The organism is Shinella sumterensis, assembly GCF_004514425.2.
Classification (GTDB): Bacteria; Pseudomonadota; Alphaproteobacteria; order Rhizobiales; family Rhizobiaceae; genus Shinella; species Shinella sumterensis.
In genome coordinates, this window is the sequence record NZ_MYFN02000007.1 from 282,357 (window position 1) to 303,191 (window position 20,835).

At 64.3% G+C, this 20,835-nt stretch carries 21 protein-coding genes; 12 read left to right on the plus strand and 9 right to left on the minus strand.

All coding sequences use genetic code 11. The features are described 5' to 3' along the window. Window positions 1-6 precede the first annotated feature (6 nt). The 4 genes from B5M41_RS15400 to B5M41_RS15415 form a co-directional block, all read right to left on the minus strand. Entirely contained in the window at window positions 7-1,236 is a 1,230-nt protein-coding gene (locus B5M41_RS15400; protein ID WP_134650459.1) for a phosphopentomutase, read from the minus strand. Between the two features lie 86 nt (window positions 1,237-1,322). After that, window positions 1,323-1,928, minus strand: a complete 606-nt coding sequence (locus tag B5M41_RS15405) for a TadE/TadG family type IV pilus assembly protein (protein ID WP_134650460.1) — start codon at window positions 1,926-1,928, stop codon at window positions 1,323-1,325. Next, entirely contained in the window at window positions 1,928-2,515 is a 588-nt protein-coding gene (locus tag B5M41_RS15410; protein WP_134650461.1) for a TadE/TadG family type IV pilus assembly protein, read from the minus strand. Before B5M41_RS15410 ends, B5M41_RS15405 begins: the two co-directional genes overlap by 1 nt. 122 nt (window positions 2,516-2,637) lie before the next feature. Next, window positions 2,638-3,009, minus strand: coding sequence for a pilus assembly protein N-terminal domain-containing protein (locus B5M41_RS15415; protein WP_134650504.1), 372 nt, complete (start codon window positions 3,007-3,009; stop codon window positions 2,638-2,640). A 364-nt stretch (window positions 3,010-3,373) separates the two neighbouring features. Between B5M41_RS15415 and B5M41_RS15420 the strand changes: the two genes are divergently transcribed. The 9 genes from B5M41_RS15420 to B5M41_RS15460 all read left to right on the plus strand — a co-directional run bounded on the left by B5M41_RS15420 (window position 3,374) and on the right by B5M41_RS15460 (window position 12,187). Then, window positions 3,374-3,562, plus strand: a complete 189-nt coding sequence (locus B5M41_RS15420; protein ID WP_134650462.1) for a Flp family type IVb pilin — start codon at window positions 3,374-3,376, stop codon at window positions 3,560-3,562. Window positions 3,563-3,675: 113 nt separating this feature from the next. After that, window positions 3,676-4,182 (plus strand): A24 family peptidase, encoded by a 507-nt coding sequence (locus tag B5M41_RS15425; protein WP_134650463.1) that lies wholly within the window; start codon window positions 3,676-3,678, stop codon window positions 4,180-4,182. A 117-nt stretch (window positions 4,183-4,299) separates the two neighbouring features. After that, on the plus strand, window positions 4,300-5,109 hold the full coding sequence (gene cpaB / locus B5M41_RS15430) for a Flp pilus assembly protein CpaB (RefSeq protein WP_134650464.1): 810 nt from the start codon (window positions 4,300-4,302) through the stop codon (window positions 5,107-5,109). A gap of 18 nt (window positions 5,110-5,127) precedes the next feature. Continuing rightward, window positions 5,128-6,603, plus strand: coding sequence for a type II and III secretion system protein family protein (locus B5M41_RS15435; RefSeq protein ID WP_134650465.1), 1,476 nt, complete (start codon window positions 5,128-5,130; stop codon window positions 6,601-6,603). 35 nt (window positions 6,604-6,638) lie between these two features. Then, window positions 6,639-7,343, plus strand: coding sequence for a CpaD family pilus assembly protein (locus B5M41_RS15440; RefSeq protein WP_230640108.1), 705 nt, complete (start codon window positions 6,639-6,641; stop codon window positions 7,341-7,343). Between the two features lie 31 nt (window positions 7,344-7,374). After that, entirely contained in the window at window positions 7,375-8,658 is a 1,284-nt protein-coding gene (locus B5M41_RS15445) for an AAA family ATPase (RefSeq protein ID WP_134650466.1), read from the plus strand. 37 nt (window positions 8,659-8,695) lie between these two features. Beyond that, window positions 8,696-10,174 (plus strand): CpaF family protein, encoded by a 1,479-nt coding sequence (locus B5M41_RS15450; protein ID WP_134650467.1) that lies wholly within the window; start codon window positions 8,696-8,698, stop codon window positions 10,172-10,174. 16 nt (window positions 10,175-10,190) lie between these two features. Next, complete coding sequence (locus B5M41_RS15455) at window positions 10,191-11,201, plus strand: type II secretion system F family protein (RefSeq protein ID WP_134650468.1); 1,011 nt, start codon at window positions 10,191-10,193, stop codon at window positions 11,199-11,201. Between the two features lie 11 nt (window positions 11,202-11,212). Then, entirely contained in the window at window positions 11,213-12,187 is a 975-nt protein-coding gene (locus B5M41_RS15460; RefSeq protein WP_134650469.1) for a type II secretion system F family protein, read from the plus strand. Window positions 12,188-12,267: 80 nt separating this feature from the next. Here the strand turns inward: B5M41_RS15460 and B5M41_RS15465 are convergent, their stop codons facing one another. Then, on the minus strand, window positions 12,268-13,083 hold the full coding sequence (locus B5M41_RS15465) for a tetratricopeptide repeat protein (RefSeq protein WP_134650470.1): 816 nt from the start codon (window positions 13,081-13,083) through the stop codon (window positions 12,268-12,270). Between the two features lie 136 nt (window positions 13,084-13,219). Here B5M41_RS15465 and B5M41_RS15470 point away from each other — a divergent pair, with 136 nt between their 5' ends. From B5M41_RS15470 to B5M41_RS15480, 3 genes are all read left to right on the plus strand, one after another. After that, window positions 13,220-14,611 carry a leucyl aminopeptidase family protein gene (locus tag B5M41_RS15470; RefSeq protein ID WP_134650471.1) on the plus strand — a complete coding sequence of 464 codons (1,392 nt, stop codon included), beginning with the start codon at window positions 13,220-13,222 and terminating at the stop codon, window positions 14,609-14,611. Between the two features lie 78 nt (window positions 14,612-14,689). After that, window positions 14,690-15,040 (plus strand): MarR family transcriptional regulator, encoded by a 351-nt coding sequence (locus tag B5M41_RS15475; RefSeq protein WP_134650472.1) that lies wholly within the window; start codon window positions 14,690-14,692, stop codon window positions 15,038-15,040. Window positions 15,041-15,047: 7 nt separating this feature from the next. Next, window positions 15,048-15,902, plus strand: coding sequence for a C40 family peptidase (locus B5M41_RS15480; protein ID WP_134650473.1), 855 nt, complete (start codon window positions 15,048-15,050; stop codon window positions 15,900-15,902). Between the two features lie 13 nt (window positions 15,903-15,915). On the opposite strand, the gene B5M41_RS15485 is transcribed toward B5M41_RS15480, so the two are convergent. From B5M41_RS15485 to B5M41_RS15500, 4 genes are read right to left on the minus strand one after another with little or no spacing between them, the layout of a single operon-like run. After that, the gene (locus B5M41_RS15485) at window positions 15,916-16,875 is read right to left on the minus strand and encodes a 2-hydroxyacid dehydrogenase (RefSeq protein ID WP_134650474.1); all 960 of its coding nucleotides are present in this window, start codon (window positions 16,873-16,875) and stop codon (window positions 15,916-15,918) included. Between the two features lie 22 nt (window positions 16,876-16,897). Further along, a complete protein-coding gene (locus B5M41_RS15490; protein ID WP_134650475.1) occupies window positions 16,898-18,532 on the minus strand; it encodes an ABC transporter ATP-binding protein in 1,635 nt (544 codons plus the stop codon). Further along, complete coding sequence (locus tag B5M41_RS15495) at window positions 18,529-19,668, minus strand: ABC transporter permease (RefSeq protein WP_134650476.1); 1,140 nt, start codon at window positions 19,666-19,668, stop codon at window positions 18,529-18,531. Before B5M41_RS15495 ends, B5M41_RS15490 begins: the two co-directional genes overlap by 4 nt. Continuing rightward, on the minus strand, window positions 19,668-20,744 hold the full coding sequence (locus B5M41_RS15500) for a microcin C ABC transporter permease YejB (RefSeq protein WP_134650477.1): 1,077 nt from the start codon (window positions 20,742-20,744) through the stop codon (window positions 19,668-19,670). The genes B5M41_RS15495 and B5M41_RS15500 overlap by 1 nt, the downstream gene beginning before the upstream one ends. Between the last annotated feature and the right edge of the window lie 91 nt (window positions 20,745-20,835).

The window sequence follows — 20,835 nt, forward strand, 5'->3', positions numbered from 1 at the left end:
ATGTCGTCACAGGAAACTCCGTCCATGCTTGCCGGGCGCGATGCCGAGATGGCGGGCAACGCTTTCGCCGATATCGGCGAAGGTGGACCGGGTCTCGATCAGCCGGGAACGGATGCCGGGCCCGAAGCTCAGGATCGGCACGCGCTCGCGCGTGTGGTCGGTGCCGCGCCAGGTGGGGTCGCAGCCGTGATCGGCCGTCAGGATGACGAGATCGCCCGGCTTCAGCTTGCGATCCACCTCCGGCAGGCGGCGATCGAAGGCCTCCAGCGCCGCTGCATAGCCGGCGACGTCACGGCGATGGCCATAGAGCATGTCGAAATCGACGAAGTTGGTGAAGACGAGATCACCGTCCTTCGCTTCGTCCATCACGCGCAGCGTCGCGTCGAGCAGCGCCATGTTGCCATCGGCCTTGGTCAGCGTGCCGATGCCCTTATGGGCGAAGATATCGCCGATCTTGCCGACGGCGTGCACCGTGCGGCCGGCCTCCGTCAGCCGGTCGAGCAGGGTCAGTTCCGGCGGCGGGACGGAATAATCGCGCCGGTTTCCGGTGCGCCGGAACGTCTCCGGGCTTTCGCCGACGAAGGGGCGCGCAATGACCCGCCCGATGCGCCCGCCCGGCCGCTCGTCGAGGATCGCCCGCACGGTTTCGCAGAAGGCGAGCAGGCGCTCCAGCCCGAAGGTCCGCTCGTGCGCGGCAACCTGGAAGACGGAATCCGTCGAGGTGTAGCAGATGGGCTTGCCGGTGCGCATGTGCTCGAGCCCGTCGCGGGCGATGATATCCGTGCCCGACGCGTGGCAATTGCCGAGAATGCCGGGCACCTTGCCCGCCACGCGGATGGCCGCGACCAGGTCCGGTTCGAACGCCTCGCCTTCGGCGGGAAAATAGCCCCAGTCGAAGGTGACGGGCGTGCCGGCGATTTCCCAATGGCCCGACGGCGTGTCCTTGCCGTTCGAGACCTCGCTGGCGGCGCCGTGATAACCGAAGACGCGTTGCGGCACCTCCATGCCGATCGGAAAACGACCCGTCGCCGCGCGCGCGGCATGCAGCAGACCAAGCGCCGACATGTTGGGAAGCTTCAGCGGACCCTGCCGCAGCCCCTGCCGGTCGGCGGCGCCGGCGGCGCAGAATTCCGCGATATGGCCGAGCGTATCGGCACCGAGATCACCGAACGCGGCCGCATCCGGGCCACCGCCGATGCCGAAGGAATCGAGAACAAAGAGAAAGGCTCTTGCCATGGTCACCCGCTATCCGTCCGCATTCGGGTGACATGACACGGCGATGACAGCAGGTTCAAGCGAAATCGCGCCTTAAACGGATGTCGTCAGCAATCGGAGCAGGTGATGATCGTCTCGCCCATACGCTTGCGGAAGTAGCTCGTCTTGCCGAGCGTGATGTTGTTGATATGCGAGCTCAATCCGGGCGCCATCAGCAGGATCTTATGTGGCACGGTATATTCCGTGCGCACGATGAAGGCATCCTTTACCGCCACATCCGGCGGCAAGGTGACCGTGCTGCCCTTGGTATAGGGCGTTCCGCCATTCTGATCGCGCGACCACGCCACCTTGGCGCTGCCGGCGGCATCGATGGCGACACCCGTGATCTTCAGGGTGTAACCATCCTGCTTGAACGGCGTGATGACGTTGCTCGTGACATCCTTCATGCTGTCGAGCACCGCCTTCGTCGTGCTCTCGTTGCGGGTCAAGAGATCCGACACGGTGCTGGAGGCACGGCTGATCTTGCGCGACATGGAGACGGCGACGGAAATCTCGAAGGCACCGATATAGGTGATGATCAGCATCGGCGTGACGATCGCGAATTCGATGGCACCGACGCCCCGGCGATCGTCGATGAAGCGGCGCAAACGCGAAAGGAAGCCTTTCGCTGGCCGGACATCGTCCTTGCGGGCTCGTGACACATACCCGGCCATTACGGATAATCCTCGTTCTGGACGACAGCCGTCGCGATCATGAGATAGTTCTGCGAGCCGTTCGCCGACTTGACGTTCGAGAGCAGCGGACGCACGAGATCGGTGATGACGTCCCACCGGTAATAGGCGCGGACGATGTTGATCGACTTCTTGCCGCCCGGTGCGAACTTGAAAGATTTCGTGTCGAGGTCGGAATCGACAAGAGGAACGGCCTGCGGGATATCCGTGAATTTATCGAAGCTGCGGACATCGATCAGCAGCTTGTCGGGCGTATCGATTTCCTTGGCCGAGCAGGGCATGAGGATGCTGATTTCTTCGCAGAACTCCTTCCGGAAGTCCCTTACGGAGTAGTCGGATTTGATCTGGCCGGTGCGGATCTTGCGCGCCATGTTTTCGGTCGCATTGGCAAGAAGCTGTTCGCCGGTGAATGCCACGAAGGTTTCGAGCGACGCGAAGATCATGACGAAGAACGGAATGGCGAGAATGGCGAACTCGATTGCCGTCGCGCCGTCACGGCGACGATAGAAGCGCTTCAACAGCCCCTTCATAGGCTGTCGGCGGCTGGACACATCCTGATCGAGCGACATCGCGATCCGTTCCCAAATCCCAGATCATGCCAGGATAGAAGGCCGACCGTTTATTTTTCGTGTGTGCGGCAGCGAAGACTTGAACGGTTTCCCGGTTTCGCACGCCGGCGCGACGACGATCGTCAGTTGCCGGAGGCCTTGTCGCGGGAGGCATGCTCCTCGCAATTCGGCGTGCAGGAGAGGACCGAGCGCTCCGTCTGGCGGAAGACCCGCACCGTGTTGCCCTCATCGATGGAGACCAGGATGCGTTCGTCGACAATGGCGTTGCCGTCGGCATCCAGCAGAACGAGATTGGTGGTGCCGAAGCTGCGGCCCGTGATGACGATCGTCTTGGCGTCGGCCACGGTGGCATCAGCCACTTGGGCATTGCCGATGATGACCTTGCTGACCGGCCGATCGAGCCTCAGCACGCGGGCGTGATCCATATAGACGCGCATCAACTGCTCCTGGGCCATGGCGGAGGCGCCGGCCGAAAGCAGGAGAAAAGCAGCCATCACGAGCGTTGCAGCGTGAACGGCGAAGGTGCGGTGGCGTCCCATAAACAGTCATCCCGAAGACAAGTCAGGGATAGCATCGCCGGGAATGGTAAATGAAGGTTTAAGTATCGTGCGTGTTGAACCTACTCAACTTCCGCGCTTTTTCGCTTTTACGTACTTTACCAGGCCATTAGGCGCCAAAAACTCTGTCAGAATCTGCATAAACCATTTTTTACCATAATTCCGACAGGGCAGAAGCAAGGAAATATTAACGCACTTCCTTAAGCCGATGGAAATGGCAGACCTGTAGGTTGCAGTCATCCGAACAACGGAAACAGTTGGCGGACGTGCTGAACCAACATCGTGGAGCTAGGAGAATACCATGACCAAGATTTTCGCTCGCCTTATGAAGGACGAATCGGGTGCAACCGCCATCGAATACGGCCTGATCGCCGCCCTGATTTCCGTCGCCCTCATCACCGGCGCCACCGCACTCGGCGGCTCGCTGAACAACCAGTTCACGGGACTTTCGAAGCAGCTGAAGATGAATGCTGACGGCACCAGCAACTGATCAATATCTTTTTTGATCCCTGAAGCCGCCTTTCGTTCAAAGGCGGCTTTTTGCTTTTGATTTTCTTCTTTTAGAAACTAATTAAGCGCACTCTTCGTAAGGTGGAGGTCACTGTGACCCAAGCAATCATCTTTGTAGTTTTCCCACTTTGTCTTGCGGTTGCTGCCTGTTCAGATTTCCTGACGATGCTCATACCCAACCGCGTTTCCGCCATTCTTCTCGTGTCGTTCTTCATCGTGGCGCCACTTGCCGGGCTGGGTCTGACGGAGATCGCGACACATCTTGCGGCTGGTGCCATCGTCTTTTCCGTATGCTTTGCGCTCTTCGCCTTCAATGTGATGGGCGGCGGTGACGCGAAGCTTCTGACCGCGAGCGCGGTGTGGTTCGGCCTGACCTTCTCGCTGTTCGAGTTCCTGGTCTATGTCTCGTTCCTCGGCGGCGTCCTGACGCTGTTGATCCTGTCGGTGCGCGCGCACACGAATACGATCCTGGCAAGCGGTCTTCCCGTGCCGGATTCGCTCGTCATGGCGAAGAAGATTCCCTACGGCATTGCCATCGGTGTTGGCGCGTTCATGGCCTACCCGTCCTCGCCGCTCATGCTCGCCGCGCTCGGCAACTAAAGGTCGCAACGCCGTCAACCGGTCGTTAACCATAAGCGTAAGGCGACTATTAACCATAATTATACCTTTCCCGGGCAATGTCGGCGGATAGAAGAGTCCGCAGCTCAGGGAAACCACATGAAACCGGCGCGAATCATCATTCTGGCAGTGGCCGTCGTGTCGGCAGGCGTCGCAGGTTTTCTTGCGCTGCAGGTCGCGCGCAAGGGTGGTGTGTCCGTCGTCGAGACCCAGACGGTCCTCGAGCGCGAGCCGACCGTCAAGGTTCTGGTCGCGACCGAAAGCCTGCCCGTCGGCACGCGCCTCAATGCGAACTCCGTCGCCTGGGCCGACTGGCCGAAAGGCTCCGTCGTCGACGGCTTCATCACCGAGCAGGGCCGGCCGGACGCGATCCAGGCGCTCGAGGGCGCCATCGCCCGCATGCCGATCTTCAACGGCGAGCCGGTTCGCCAGGAAAAGATCGTCGATTCCTCCAGTCGCATCATGTCGTCGCTGCTGCCCGCGGGCAAACGCGCGGTCGCAACCGAGATCACGGTGGCAACCGGCGCCGGCGGCTTCATCCTGCCGAACGACCGCGTCGACGTCATCATGGTGCGCAAGAGCAGCACCGGCGCCTTCCTGACGGAGAACGTTCTGTCCAACGTGCGCGTGCTGGCCATCGACCAGCAGATCCAGGAAAACCCGGACGGCTCCAAGACCGTGCTGGGCACCACCGCCACACTCGAACTCACGCCGGACCAGGCGAAGGTGATGAGCGTCGCCCAGCAGATGGCCGAACGGCTGTCGCTTGCGCTGCGCAGCGTCGCCGATGCCCAGGAGCCCGATACGGGCGCGGCGGACTATCTGCTCAGCGGCGCCGATGGCGTGCCGCAGGTGCAGGTGATCAAGACCGGCAAGATCGTCGACGGCAATGCGTCCGAAGCGCAGTAAATGATCAGGAGCTGACCCGTGTTCGCACTCTCAAAGACTTTTCGGGCTTCTGTCGCCGGCGGACTGACGTTCTGCCTGGCCTTTTCGGGCCTGCCTGCCGCCATCGTCACGGGCAAGGTCATCGCCACGGCCGAGGCGGCCAGCGCGTCGATCATCCGCATCCAGAATGCCGGCCCGGGCGCGCGCAAGACGATCAGCCTCGGCCTCAACAAGGCGGTCGTCATCGACCTGCCCTCCGACGCGCATGACATTCTCGTGGCCGACCCGGTGAAGGCGGATGCGGTGACGCGCACGTCGCGCCGCATCTATCTCTTCGGCAAGGAAGTCGGACAGACCAACATCTTCGTCTTCGGCCCCGGCGGCGAGGAAATCGTCAGTATCGACCTCAATGTCGAGCGCGACGTCTCCAGCCTCCAGGCGAACCTGCGGCGCTTCATCCCGGATTCCGATATCCAGGTCGAGATCATCTCGGACAATATCGTTCTGAGCGGCAGCGTGCGCACGCCGCAGGATGCCACGCAGGCCGTCAACCTCGCGCAGATCTTCCTCAAGGGCGGCGAGGCGACGACACGCACGATCGTTTCCCAGGGCAACAACGGCGACGCGGCGATCTTCGGTGAAGGCCGTCAGGCATCGCAGGTCGTCAACATGCTCCAGGTCCAGGGCGAGGACCAGGTGACGCTGAAAGTCACCGTGGCGGAAATCCGCCGCGAGGTTCTCAAGCAGCTCGGCTTCGACAACACGTTCAGCCGGATCGCCGGCGCGTCCGGCTCCAATCTCGACGTTCTCTCCTTCAATACGGCGGCGAGCGGCTTGAGCGGAACGGTCGCCGGCAATGTCGGAAAGCTCGGCATCGAGTCCGTCGTGAACGCGCTGGAGCAGGCCAAGGCGATCCGCACGCTGGCCGAGCCGACGCTGACGGCCATCTCCGGACAGGCCGCAACGTTCAATTCGGGTGGCGAGCGCCTTTATGCGGTCTCCGACGGCAATGGCGGATACACGACGACGACCTATCAGTATGGTATTTCGCTCGGCTTCACGCCGACGGTCCTGTCTTCGGGACGCATCAGCCTGCGCATCCAGACCAAGGTTTCCGAACCGGTTGCCGGCGCGAGCGGCGCCGAATACCGCCGCCGCGATGCCGAAACCGTCGTCGAATTGCCCTCGGGCGGTTCCATCGCGCTCGCCGGCCTGATCCGCGACGACGTGCAGCAGAGCATGAACGGCACGCCCGTCGCCTCCAAGGTTCCGATCTTCGGCGCGCTGTTCCGTCAGAAATCCATCGAGCGCAACGAGACCGAGCTGGTGATCATCGCCACGCCCTATCTCGTCAAGCCGGTGAACCGCAACGCGCTGGCGCGGCCGGATGACAACTTCAACCCGGCCAATGACGCGGCGAGCGTCTTCCTCGGCCAGGTCAACCAGATCTACGGCAGGAAGAGCAACCTGCCCGCCCAGCGCTACGAAGGCAGCGTTGGCTTCATCTACAAATGAACGGGTGCGACGTGAAAAAGGGACGGGCCCAGCCGATGGCAAACGAAATGCACTCCACGAACCGCACCGGGCGATTTAACGCCGGACGCGCCGTCACCCTGTTTGCGATGGCGGCGCTGGTCGCTGTCGCCTCCGGTTGCGCCAACCGGGACGCCACGACGACCGGCTCGCTGCCGGACGACTACCGCACGCGCCACCCGATCGTCGTCGGCGAGCAGGAAAAGGTCATCGATATCCCGATCGCGACCGGCGCCAGCCAGTTGACGCGCGGCCAGGCCGAAGTGATCGCCGGCTTCGCCGACGGCTACAAGTCCAGCACGTCGGGCACGTTCCGGATCATCGTGCCGCACGGCGCGCGCAATGACGCGGCCACCGCCGTGACGAGCCGGCACATCCGCAAGGTCGTCGCGCGGCAGGGCATTCCGGCAAGCAAGGTGATCATCGAGAGCTATGCCGCCGCCGACCCGGCGGAGGCCGCGCCGATCCGGCTGAGCTACTTCGCCATCACGGCTTCCACGCCGGCCTGCGGCCAGTGGCCGGAGGATTTGTTGATCAACACCTACGGAAACAAGAACTATCACAACTTCGGTTGCGCCCAGCAGAACAACCTCGCGGCCCAGATCGCCGATCCGAACGACCTGCTCGGCCCGCGCCGCATGACCCCGGCGGATGCGACCCAGCGCGGCAACGCCATGCAGCGCTATCGTGATTCCTACACCGAACTGCAAGATATGAACTGACGCCGCTTGCGTCTCCAAGCCAGGTAACGCCATGAGCACGGTCGATTACACTTTCAAGAACGATGCCGCGGACGAGGCGGACGACGCGATCCGTCCGGCGGAGCTGGAAGCCATGCGCCCGCTGCCGCGCATCTCGGTCCACGCCTTCTGCGAGAGCGAGGCGATGCTGCGCACCATGGAACGCTGCGCCCAGGACCGGCGCCTGGCCAAGGTGAGCCTGAAGATATCGAGCGCCAGCATCGCGGCGGCGGCCAACATGTTCGCCTCCGCGCCGACGCCGAACCTGCTGATCCTGGAAACGTCCGCGCAGCCCGGCGATATCATGGAGGAGCTGGCGCCGCTCGCCGAGGTCTGCGATCCCAGCACCAAGGTCGTCATCGTCGGCCGCTACAACGATATCCCGCTTTACCGCGAGCTGATCCGCAACGGCATCTCCGAATACATGGTGGGGCCTGTCGGCATGACCGACGTGCTGGCCGCCATGTCGGCGATCTTCGTCGATCCCGATGCCGAGCCCCTCGGCCGCAGCCTCGCCTTCATCGGCGCCAAGGGCGGATGCGGCTCCTCGACGATCGCGCACAATTGCGCCTTCGACATTTCGAACCTCTTCCAGACCGAAGTCATCCTGGCGGATCTCGACCTGCCCTACGGCACCGCCAATATCGACTTCGACCAGGATCCGCCGCAGGGCATCTCCGAGGCGATCTATGCGCCCGACCGCCTCGACGAGGTCTTCCTGGATCGCCTGCTTGCCAAGTGCTCGCAGCACCTCTCCCTGCTGGCCGCGCCCTCCATGCTCGACCGCGGCTACGATCTGGAGCGCGGTTCGTTCCAGCCCATCCTCGAAGTGCTCCAGCGCAGCGCGCCGATCACCGTGCTCGATGTGCCGCATGCCTGGTCGGAATGGACGCGTACGCTGCTTTCCGAGGTGGACGAGCTGGTGATTACCGCCGTTCCGGATCTCGCCAACCTTCGTAACGCCAAGAACATGCTCGACGCGCTGAAGAAGCTGAGGCCCAACGACAAGCCCCCGCACCTGATCCTCAACCAGGTCGGTCTGCCGAAACGGCCGGAGATCTCGCCATCCGACTTCTGCGAGCCGCTCGGCGTGGAGCCCGTGGCCATCATCCCCTTCGATGCCCAGCTCTTCGGCGCGGCCTCCAACAGCGGACGCATGATTGCGGAAATGGATCGAAAGTCGCCGACGGCGGAAACCTTTTCGCAGATCGCCCACCTCGTGACCGGGCGCGCGACGATGAAGAAGCCCAAGAAGGCCGGGATCGGCAAGATGCTGGGTCTCCTCGGGCGCAAGTAAGCCCCGACGGGCGATGCAACAGACTGGATGAGTGGAAATGTTCGGCAAACGCGGAAATGAAGGCTTCGGCAAGAGCGGCACGGCGGGCCAGGCGGCCCATGCCGGCGTCGCCTCCGGCGCGACCGTGACGGCGGAACGGCCGGCCGCCGCCGCTGTCGTGCAACCCGTCGCAGAGCCGGTGCCGCACGCCGCACCCAGCCCCGCGCCCGCCGCGGCGGTGCGCCGCCGCACGCCGCGCACCGAGGACTATTACGATACGAAAAGCCAGGTCTTCTCCGCGCTGATCGACACGATCGACCTGTCGCAGCTCGCCAAGCTCGACACCGAGAGCGCGCGCGAGGAAATCCGCGACATCGTCAACGACATCATCACGATCAAGAACTTCGCGATGTCGATCTCCGAGCAGGAGGAACTGCTCGACGACATCTGCAACGACGTTCTCGGCTACGGCCCGCTGGAGCCGCTTCTGGCGCGCGACGACATCGCCGACATCATGGTCAACGGCGCCGGCAAGACCTATATCGAAGTGGGCGGCAAGGTGCAGGAATCGGAGATCCGCTTCCGCGACAATGCCCAGCTCCTCTCCATCTGCCAGCGCATCGTCAGCCAGGTCGGCCGCCGCGTCGACGAATCGAGCCCGATCTGCGACGCGCGCCTGCCCGACGGCTCGCGCGTCAACGTGATTGCCCCGCCGCTCGCCATCGACGGCACCGCGCTCACCATCCGTAAATTCAAGAAGGACAAGCTGACGCTCGACCAGCTGGTCCGCTTCGGCTCGATCACGCCCGAGGGTGCGGCGCTTCTCCAGATCATCGGCCGCGTGCGCTGCAACCTCGTCATTTCCGGCGGTACGGGCTCGGGCAAGACGACGCTGCTCAACTGCCTGACGAACTACATCGACCGCGACGAGCGCGTCATCACCTGCGAGGACTCGGCCGAACTGCAGCTCCAGCAGCCGCATGTCGTGCGTCTCGAAACCCGCCCGCCGAATATCGAGGGCGAGGGCGAGATCACCATGCGCGATCTCATCAAGAACTGCCTGCGCATGCGCCCCGAACGCATCATCGTCGGCGAAGTGCGCGGACCGGAGGTTTTCGACCTTCTCCAGGCGATGAACACCGGCCACGACGGCTCGATGGGCACGATCCACGCCAACACGCCGCGCGAATGCCTTTCGCGTATGGAATCGATGATCGCCATGGGCGGCTATACCCTGCCCGCCAAGACGGTGCGCGAGATCATCGCCGGTTCCATCGACGTCATCATCCAGGCCTCGCGCCTGCGCGACGGCTCGCGCCGCATCACCCACATCACCGAAGTGGTGGGCATGGAAGGCGACGTCATCGTGACCCAGGACCTGATGCGCTTCGAGATCCAGGGCGAGGACGCCAACGGGCGGCTCATCGGCAAGCACACCGGCACCGGCATCGGCAAGCCGCATTTCTGGGATCGGGCCCGCTACTTCAACGAGGACAAGCGCCTGGCGGCAACGCTCGACGCGATGGAGAAGCCGTAAGGGGCGGGTAGACGCGATGTTCGGAATGGATATCACCATCGTGGCGATCTTCGCGCTGGCGGCGCTCTCCACCGCCGGCCTCGCCTATGGCCTGCTTTTCTCGCGCATCGAGACGGAGAAGAAGACCGAAAGCCGCATGCGCCGCGTCCAGTCGGCAGAGACGGACCAGTCGCGGGCGAAGGCCGCGCGCGACCGCGTGCAGGAGCTCTCCAAACGCCGCCGCTCGGTGCAGGATTCGCTGAAGGACCTCGAAAAGAAGCAGCAGGAGCAGTCCAAGCGCGTCGCCGCGACGCTGAAGGCCAAGCTCTCCCAGGCGGGCCTTTCGATCACCGAGACCAGGTTCTACGTGTTCAGCGCGATCTTCGGCATCTTCGCCTTCGTCGTCGCGCTCATCGGCGGCATGGGGCCGCTGGTCGCGCTCGGCATCGCCTTCATCGCCGGGGCCGGCCTTCCGCGCTGGTTCGTCGGCTTTCTCGTCAAGCGCCGGCAGAACAAGTTCCTCGAGGAGTTTCCCAACGCGCTCGACGTGATGGTGCGCTCCATCAAGTCCGGCCTGCCGCTGACGGACGCGCTGCGGCTGATCGCCGCCGAGGGACAGGAGCCGGTCCGGACCGAGTTCCGCAAGATCGTCGAAAGCCAGCAGGTCGGCCTCAGCGTCCCGGATGCCTGCGCGCGCATGTTCACCAGCATTCCGCTTCAGGAAGTCAATTTCTTCGCCATCGTCATCGCCATCCAGAGCCAGGCCGGCGGCAACCTCTCCGAAGCGCTGGGCAACCTGTCGCGCGTGCTGCGCGAGCGGCGCAAGATGCGCGCCAAGGTCGGCGCGCTGTCGATGGAAGCCAAGGCGTCGGCGGCGATCATCGGGGCGCTGCCCTTCATCGTCACGCTGCTCGTCTACCTGACATCGCCGGAATACATCATGGTGCTGTTCCAGGATTCGCGCGGCCATCTCATTCTCGGCATATCGGGCGTCTGGATGTCCATCGGCATTCTCGTGATGCGCAACATGATCAACTTCGACATCTAGGACCTGAGATCATGATCGCGATGCTCACCGATCCCGCGGTTCTGCTGCCCGCCTTCGTGGTGATCGCCGTGCTCGCCACGTTCTACACGCTGGCGATGCCCTATTTCGAACGGGGCGATCTCGACAAACGCATGAAGAGCGTCGCGCTGGAACGCGAGCAGATGCGGGCGCGCGAGCGGGCGCGGCTCTCGGCCGAAACGGTCCAGAACAAGGCGTCGCTCAGGGCGCAGCACAATACTTCCGTGCGCAATGTGGTGGAGCGGCTGAACCTGCGCGAGGCCCTTGTCGACGCCAACACGATGAACCGCCTGCGGCAGGCCGGCTATCGTTCGCAGAACGCGCTCAACATCTTCCTCTTCGCCCGCTTCACCCTGCCCTTCCTGTTCCTCGCGGTCGCGGCCTTCTACATCTTCTATCTCGGCTTCCTCGGCGACAAGCCGTTCTCGATTCGCATCCTGGCGACGCTGGGCATCGCCTATCTCGGCTTCTACGCGCCCAACATCTTCATTTCCAACAAGGTCTCGAAGCGCCAGCAGTCGATCCGCCGCGCCTGGCCGGATGCGCTCGACCTGATGCTGATCTGCGTGGAATCGGGCATTTCGATCGAGGTCGCCTTCAAGCGCGTGGCCGACGAGATCGCCATGGCCTCGCCGGAACTGGCCGAGGAACTCGTGCTGACCACCGCGGAGCTTTCCTTTCTTCAGGAACGCCGCCAGGCCTATGAGAACCTTGGCACGCGCATCGGCCTCGACACGGTGAAATCCGTGACGCAGGCGCTCATTCAGGCCGAGCGCTACGGCACGCCGCTCGCCCAGGCGCTGCGCGTTCTGGCGCAGGAATGCCGCGACCAGCGCATGAACGAGGCGGAAAAGAAGGCCGCCGCCCTGCCGCCGAAACTGACCGTGCCGATGATCCTGTTTTTCCTGCCGGTGCTGGTGGCCGTCATTCTCGGCCCGGCCGGCATCCAGGTCTCCGACCGCTTCTGACCGCTCGAAGACAAAAGAAAGAAGCCCCGGCGAAAGTATCGACCGGGGCTTCTTCGTTTGGTCCTGGGAGGACGATTGGTTTAATTGGTGTTGCCGGTGTCGTTGGCGGCAAGCGTCTTCCAGGCGTTCTGCTGGGCCAGCATGGAGCGCAGATAGGCGACGTTGGCTTCCGCCTGCCCCGAGGTCAGCTCCTGCCTTGCGATGGTTTCCGCTTCCTGGAAGCGGCCCTGCAGGCCGACGGTGAGCGCGAGGTTCTGCCGCACGCTGCTGTCGGCGCCCGGCTGCCTGGCGGCAGCGCGCATATAGGTTTCCGCGGTCTTGAGGTCCTTCGCCAGAAGATAGGACATGCCGAGATTGGAGAGCACCGACGGCTCGTCGGGCTGGATATCGAGGGCTTCGCGATAGCGCTGGCGTGCCTCGTTCGAGCGACCGAGCTGATCGAGGATTGCGCCTTCGGCCGATTTCAGCCGCCAGTCCGGTCTGTCAGGCGTCTGGGCGCGCAGGATGGTGTTCAGCGCCTGCTCGAGCTGTCCGGCGGCGGCCTGCGCCTTGCCGTAGGCGGCGAGGACCTCGCGGTTGTTCGGATTGCTGATGGCGACCTGCTGCATGACGGCGAGCGCCTGCGCATTGCGGCCGTTCATGCGCAGCGCGCTGGCATAGTTGATGCCGGTCGCCGCATCCCTGGGGTTCTTTTCGTAGGCTCGGCCGATGCTGTCGACGGCGCCGCGCAGGTCCGTCGTGTTCATCGTGCCGCTGGCGGCTGACGACGGGCGGACGGAGCCGGTGGTCAGGTTGCTCTTTCCGGCGCAGCCTGCCAGCCCGACGCCGATGACCAGGAGTGCCGCGCCCGTCAAAAGCGCCGGTCGAAGTGACGAAGGCAGGCGGCATACAGCCATGATCAGTCCCCGAAGCGGTTTCCCCATGTCGCGGCGGTTAAGGAATCACGCCGCAATCTCCGCTCCAGCAATAATCTGTTAACCCTAACAGAGTGTTAATTGCAGCGATTCTCAAGGCTCTTCCAAAGGTTCCGCCATGGCCCCCTTCCAGTTCATCGACCGGCCCTCTCCCTTCAACACGAAGAACGGAAAGACGCTGCCGATCTTCGCGATCACGCCCGCGCATATCGAGACGGGGACCATCGATCCGGTTGCGCTGGACTGGGCGAAGAAGGCCGGTTTCAAGGCGGAATCCGGCGGCCTGCTGATGGTGCCGACGGCGGACGGCCATCTCGGCGGCGCGCTGTTCGGCCTGGGCAAGAACCCCTCCGACGCGCCCTATCTCACCGGAAAGCTCGCCCGCACGCTGCCCGCGGGCGACTGGCATATCGAGACCGCACCGCTGACCGCCAACCGGCTTGCGCTCGGCTACGGGCTCGGCAGCTATCGCTTCGAGCGCTACAAGGCATCCGCCGCCGACGCGCCGACCCTGCTCATTCCCGCCGATGCCGACGCTGCCGATATCAAGCGCCAGCTCGCCGGCGTCTTCCTGGCGCGCGACCTCATCAACACGCCGACCAACGACATGGGGCCGGATGCGCTGGAAGACGTGTTCCGGGCGCTCGGCGCGCATTACAAGGCCAAGGTCTCCGTCATCGCCGGCGACGACCTTCTGAAGGAGAACTTCCCGCTCGTCCACACGGTCGGCCGCGCCTCCGAACAGGCCCCGCGCCTGCTGGAACTGCGCTGGGGCAAGAAGGGCCACAAGCGCGTGACGCTGGTAGGCAAGGGCGTGTGCTTCGATACCGGCGGCCTCGACATCAAGCCGGCCTCCTCGATGCTGCTGATGAAGAAGGACATGGGCGGCGCGGCCAATGTGATGGGCCTTGCCCTGATGATCATGGACGCCAAGCTGAAGGTGGACCTGCGCGTTCTGGTTCCTGTCGTGGAAAACTCCATTTCCGGCAATGCCTTCCGTCCCGGCGATATCTACAGGAGCCGCAAGGGCCTGACCGTGCAGATCGATAATACCGACGCCGAAGGTCGGCTGATCCTCGCCGATGCGCTCGCCTATGCGGACGAGGAAGAGGCCGATCTCATCATCGACATGGCGACGCTGACGGGTGCGGCCCGCGTCGCGCTCGGGCCGGACCTGCCGCCGTTCTTCACCGACGACGACGATCTCGCCCAGGACCTTGCCGACGCGAGCCTTTCGGTCGACGATCCGATGTGGCGCATGCCGCTCTATATGGGCTACGACAAGGACGTCTCCGCACGTATCGCCGACCTCACCAATGCGCCGGCCGGCGGCATGGCGGGCGCCATCACGGCCGCCCTGTTCCTCAAGCGTTTCGTGACGCGCAACCGCCACTGGGCGCATTTCGACATCTTCGCCTGGGCGCAGAGCGAGCGCCCGCATTCGCCCATCGGCGGCGAGGCGCAGGCGATCCGTGCGCTCTACCACCATATGCGCCGCCTCGCGGCCTGAGGCGGGCGACCGGCAGGCGATTGTCACGGCGCGAACGATACGGTAGCGTAACGAAATCGCATTCGCCCCGGAGGCCCCTTGCCGGTAGATCTCACCCCATCGCAGGCGCTCGGCCTCTGGCATGCCGTGACGCTGCAGCAGGTGCAGGGGGACGGGCGCGACCTGACGCTGCGCCAGCTTGCCATCCTGCTCGAAATCTATCTCGTGCCGCCGCCGCATACGGTGCGGGGGCTGGCGGCCAAGCTCGGCGTCACCAAGCCGGTCATCACCCGCGCGCTCGACACGATGGGCGAGCTCGGCCTCGTCACGCGGGTCCGCGACGAGCGGGACCGCCGCAATGTCATCATCAAGCGCACCGTCGACGGTGCGCTCTATCTCGAACGCCTGGGCGACCTCATCATCGCCAAGGGGCGCGCACAGCCGCTGTGAGACTGCCATGACCACCCTGCCCGACCGCCGCCTCAACGCCTATCGCCCCGACCTCGCCGAGGAGGCCTTGCGCGGCACGGTGCCCGCCGAACGCTATGTCACCGGCACGCCGGCGCGTATCGCCGCACCCGTCGCGGCACTGCGACCGCGCCCTGACCTTGCCGCGGGTATCGATACCGAAGGGCTGTTCGGCGAAACGGTGCGCGTGCTCGACCGGGCGGACGGCTGGGCCTGGGTGAAATCGGATTTCGACGGCTATGTCGGTTACGTCGCGGAGACGGCGCTGGACGCGGGCGGCGGTGCGGCGACCCATCGTGTCGCCGTCCCACGCACCTTCGCCTATACGGGCGCGGACCTGCGCACGCCCGCCGCATTCGCGCTCTCCATCGGAAGCCGGCTAACGGTTATCGGCGAGAGCGAGACGCGCGGCACGCGCTATCTCACGCTGGAGGGCGGGCAATCCGTCGTGGCGGGCCATTGCCTCGACATCGACGCCACCGCCGGCAACGACTATGTCGGCGTGGCCGCGCGCTTTCTCGAAACGCCCTATCTGTGGGGCGGGCGCTCCGGCTTCGGGCTCGACTGCTCGGCCCTGGTGCAGCTCTCCATGATGATGGTGGGCCGCACGGCGCCGCGCGATTCCGACATGCAGGCCGCCGGCCTCGGCAGACCCATCGACCGCGCAGACCTGCGACGCGGCGATCTCGTGTTCTGGAAGGGCCATGTCGCCATCATGGAGGATGACAAGACCATCCTGCATGCCAACGGCCACACGATGAGCGTGGCGCGCGAGGGGCTGGATGCGGCGATCGAGCGGATCGGCTGGCTCTACCAGCAGCCGACGGGCTACCGCCGGCCCTGACGGCGTCAGCCGTTCAATAGCCGGCGCTGCGGTCGACCAGATGCTCCAGCGGCTTGCCGCTCTCGTAGCGTGCGATCTGGATGGCGACGTGATCGAACAGCGCGCCGACATCCGAGGCCGCCGCCGCATGCGGCGTCAGGAACACCTTGTCCATCGCCCAGAACGGGCTTTCGAGCGGCAGCGGCTCCTGCTCGAACACGTCGAGCGAGGCGCCACGCAGCGTGCCGTCATTGATGGAGGCGACGATATCGGCCTCGACCTGGCTGCCGCCGCGCCCGGCATTGATGAAGACGGGCGCGCCGAACGGCCCCTTGCGGGAAAGCCGGGTAAACAGGCCGGTGTTGAAGATGCCCTTCGTATCCGGCGTCAGCGGCAGGAGGCCGACGAGAACGTCGGTTTTCGCCAGGAAGGTGTTGAGCCCGGCCTCGTCGAAGACCTCGAACCCCTTGACCGCGCGGCCGCTCTTCGACCAGCCGATGACGTTGAAGCCGAGCGTCTTCAGCTTGCGCGCCGCGTCCTGCCCCAAGACGCCGAAGCCCATGATGCCGACGGTCATGTCGCCCGCCTCCGGCTGGTCGAGCTCGCGCCAGACGCGCTCGCGCCGCAGCGCCTCGTAGGCGGCATGCTGGCGCAGGTGCAGGAGGCACTGCATGACGACCCATTCGCTCATGCGCGTCGTCAGCGTCTCGTCGACGAAGCGCACCAGCGGCACATCCGGCAGGCCGGGCAGGTTCAGCACATGGTCGACGCCGGCACCGCCGGAAAACACGACCTTCAGATCCTTCGCCCGTTCGAAAAGATCGGCGCCCGGCCGCCAGACCACGGCGTACTCGACACCAGAAAGATCGCGCTTGCGGCTCGCCGGATGCAGGAGGTTGATGACCTCGCGGTCGGGAAACGCCCCTTTCAGCGCGGCTGCGACCTGCTCCTGATCGAATTTCAGATCGATGATGACAGGGCTTTTCGTGTGCATGCTGTGTCCTGCTTTATGCCTGCTACTGGCTGATTGCCTCGCTGCGGATGGCTTCGAGGTTGAAGGCGGCGGCCATCAGGGCCTTGGTATAGGCTTCCGTCGGCCGCTCGATGATGTCCTTCGCCGGACCCTTCTCCACCACGCGGCCGCTGCGCATGACGATAATGTCGTTGGCGAGCGCCCGCACGACCTTGAGATCGTGGCTGATGAAGAGATAGGCGAGATTGTGCTTCGCCTGCAGGTCGCGCAGCAGTTCCACCACCTGCGCCTGCACGCTCATGTCGAGCGCGGAGGTCGGCTCGTCGAGCATGACAAATTCCGGCTTCAGCACCATGGCGCGGGCAATCGCGATGCGCTGCCGCTGGCCGCCGGAAAATTCGTGCGGATAACGCCAGCGGGTGGCCGGATCGAGGCCGGTTTCCTCAAGGGCGGCCGCGACGCGCCGGTCCCGCTCGCCCTCAGACAGCGAGGGCTCGTGGATCTTCAGGCCCTCGGCGACGATATCGGCGACCGACATGCGCGGCGACAGCGAGCCGAAGGGATCCTGGAAGACGATCTGCATGCGCCGGCGCAGCGGCCGCATCTCGGCGAAGGTGTGCCCGGCAATGTCCTGCCCGACAAAGGCGATGCGGCCCTTCGAGGCGATGAGCCGCGTCAGCGCGAGACCGAGCGTCGTCTTGCCGGAGCCGGATTCGCCGACGACGCCGAGCGTATGGCCGGCCCGCAGGGTCAGGTCGATCCCATCGACCGCCTTCACATTGTCGACCACGCGGCGCAGGAAGCCCGCCTTGATCGGGAACCACACCTTCACGTCCTCGGCCTGCATGATGACGGGCTGGCTGTCATCGGCCGGGCGCGGCGCGCCCTTCGGCTCGGAAGCGAGCAGGTGGCGCGTATAGGAATGCTGCGGATTGGTGAAGATCTCCTCCACCGGGCCCGTCTCGACGATCCTGCCCTTGGTCATCACGCAGACCCGGTCGGCGAATTTGCGCACGATGCCGAGATCATGAGTGATGAAGAGCATGGACATGCCGTGCTCTTCCTTGAGGTTCTTCAGAAGCTCGAGGATCTGCGCCTGCACGGTCACGTCGAGCGCCGTCGTGGGTTCGTCGGCGATCAGCAGTTCCGGCCGGTTGGCGAGCGCCATGGCGATCATCACGCGCTGGCGCTGGCCGCCCGAAAGCTCGTGCGGATAGGCGGCAAGGCGCTTTTCCGGCTCGCGGATGCCGACCTGGTTCAGCAGTTCCAGGATTTTCGCGCGCGCGGCCGTGCCCTCGATATCCTGGTGCAGCTTGAGGATCTCGCCGATCTGCCGCTCGATGGAGTGCAGCGGGTTGAGCGAGGTCATCGGCTCCTGGAAGATCATGGTGATGTCGTTGCCGCGCACGTCGCGCAGCGCGGCGTCCGACGCCTTCAGCAGGTCCTGGCCCTTGAACAGGATCTCGCCCGAAGGGTGGCTGGCGGCGGGATAGGGAAGCAGGCGCAGCACGGAATTGGCCGTCACCGACTTGCCTGAGCCGGATTCGCCGACCAGCGCCACGACCTCGCCGCGCCGGATGTCGAAGGAGACGCGATCGACGGCAAGCGTCGTGTTGCCGCCCTGGTGGAAGGCAACCGACAGATCGCGGACGGACAGAATGGTTTCGGGAGCGCTCACCGGAAGGTCTTCCTCGGATCGAAGGCATCACGCGTCGCTTCGCCGACGAAGATCAGCAGCGACAGCATGAGGGACATGACGACGAAGGCGGTGAGGCCGAGCCATGGCGCCTGGAGGTTCTCCTTGCCCTGCGCGATCAGCTCGCCCAGCGACGGCGACCCCGGCGGCATGCCGAAGCCGAGGAAATCGAGCGAGGTCAGCGTGGTGATCGAGCCGGACAGGATGAAGGGCAGGAAGGTGAGCGTGGCGACCATCGCATTGGGCAGGAGGTGCCGGTACATGATCGTGGCGTTGCCGACACCGAGCGCGCGGGCCGCCCGCACATATTCGAAATTGCGCGCGCGCAGGAATTCCGCACGCACCACGCCGACGAAGCCGACCCAGGAGAACAGCAGCATGATGCCGAGCAGGATCCAGAAGCCGGGCGGCAGGATGGACGCGATGATGAGCAGGATGTAGAGCACCGGCATCGAGGACCATATCTCGATGAAGCGCTGCATCAGAAGATCCGTCCAGCCGCCGAAATAGCCCTGCACGGCACCGGCGGTAACGCCGACCACGGCCGAGCAGATCGTCAGGGCAAGACCGAACAGCACGGAAATGCGGAAGCCGTAGATGACACGGGCGAGCACGTCGCGCGCCTGGTCGTCGGTGCCGAGCCAGTTGAGATTGCTGAGATTGCAGTTCGGGTCCGCCGCGCCGCCGGGATAACCGGCGCAGCGCTCCTCCTTCGACATCAGCCAGAACGGCGCGGTCGGCGCGGAATGCGGAATGTTCGAATTCGTGGTGCCGTAGGAATAGCGGATCGGCGGCCAGATCATCCAGCCATTGGCCTCGATCTCCTCGGCGATGAAATCGGAACGGTAATCCGTCGTCGCGAGAAAGCCGCCGAACTTTTCTTCCGGATAGTCGACCACGACCGGAAACAGGATCTCGCCCTTGTAGGAGGCGATGATCGGCCGGTCGTTGGCGATCAGCTCGGCGCACAGGCTCAAAACGAAGATGACGAGGAAGATCCAGAGCGACCAGTAGCCGCGGCGGTTCGCCTTGAAGTTCTCCCAGCGGCGCAGGTTCGTCGGGCTCAGAAGACCCTTGCGCGGCGGGGCGACGGGTGGCGTATCGGCAACGGCGCTCATCACACATCCCTCCGGTCGAAATCGATGCGCGGATCGACCCAGGTGTAGATGAGATCGGAGATGAGGCTGACGACGAGGCCCATGAGGGAGAAGATGAAGAGCGTGGCGAAGACGATGGGATAGTCGCGCCGCACGATGGAATCATAGCCCAGGCGGCCGAGGCCATCGAGCGAGAAGATGTATTCGATGAGCAGCGAGCCGGTGAAGAAGGCCGAGATGAAGGCGCCCGGGAAGCCGGCGATGATGATCAGCATGGCGTTGCGGAAGACGTGGCCGTACAGCACCTGCCGTTCGGTCAGGCCCTTGGCGCGCGCCGTGGTGACATACTGCTTCTTGATCTCGTCGATGAACGAATTCTTGGTGAGCAGCGTCGTCGTGGCGAAGGCCGAGAGCAGCAGCGTGATCAGCGGCAGCGTCATGTGCCACATGTAGTCGAGCGGCTTCTGCCACCAGGTCAGGCTGTCGAAATTGTCGGAAACGATGCCGCGCAGCGGAAACCAGTTGAAGAACGAATTGCCGGCGAACACCACGATCAGCAGGATGCCGAACAGGAAGCTCGGCACCGCATAGCCGACGACGACGACGCCGGATGTCCAGACATCGAAGGTCGACCCGTCCTTGACCGCCTTCTTGATGCCGAGCGGAATGGAGATGGCATAGGAGAAGATGAGGATCCACACGCCGAGCGAGATGGAGACCGGTATCTTCTGCGCGATGAGGTCGATCACGGAGGTGTTGCGGAAGAAGCTCTCGCCGAAATCGAAGCGGATATAGTCCCACATCATCGTGAAGAACCGCTCGAGCGGCGGCTTGTCGAAGCCGAACTGCTTTTCGAGCTTGGCGATGAATTCGGGATCGAGCCCGCGGGCGCCGCGATAGGCGCTGTCCTGGCCGACCTCCTGCACCATGCTGCCGCCGCCCGAAAGCCGGTCGCCGCCGCCCTGGCTGGTCAGGTCGGAAATGACCTGCTCGACCGGTCCGCCGGGGGCGAACTGCACGATCGCGAAGGAAATGGCCATGATGCCGAAGATCGTCGGAATCATCAGCAGGATGCGGCGCAGGATATAGGCGCCCATCAGCGATCACCCTCCGGAATGCACCGCGTCGATGTCAAGCCGCTCAAGCCCGATCCTTCCGTTCTTCCGCCGCCGTCCAGGCGGTGATTCG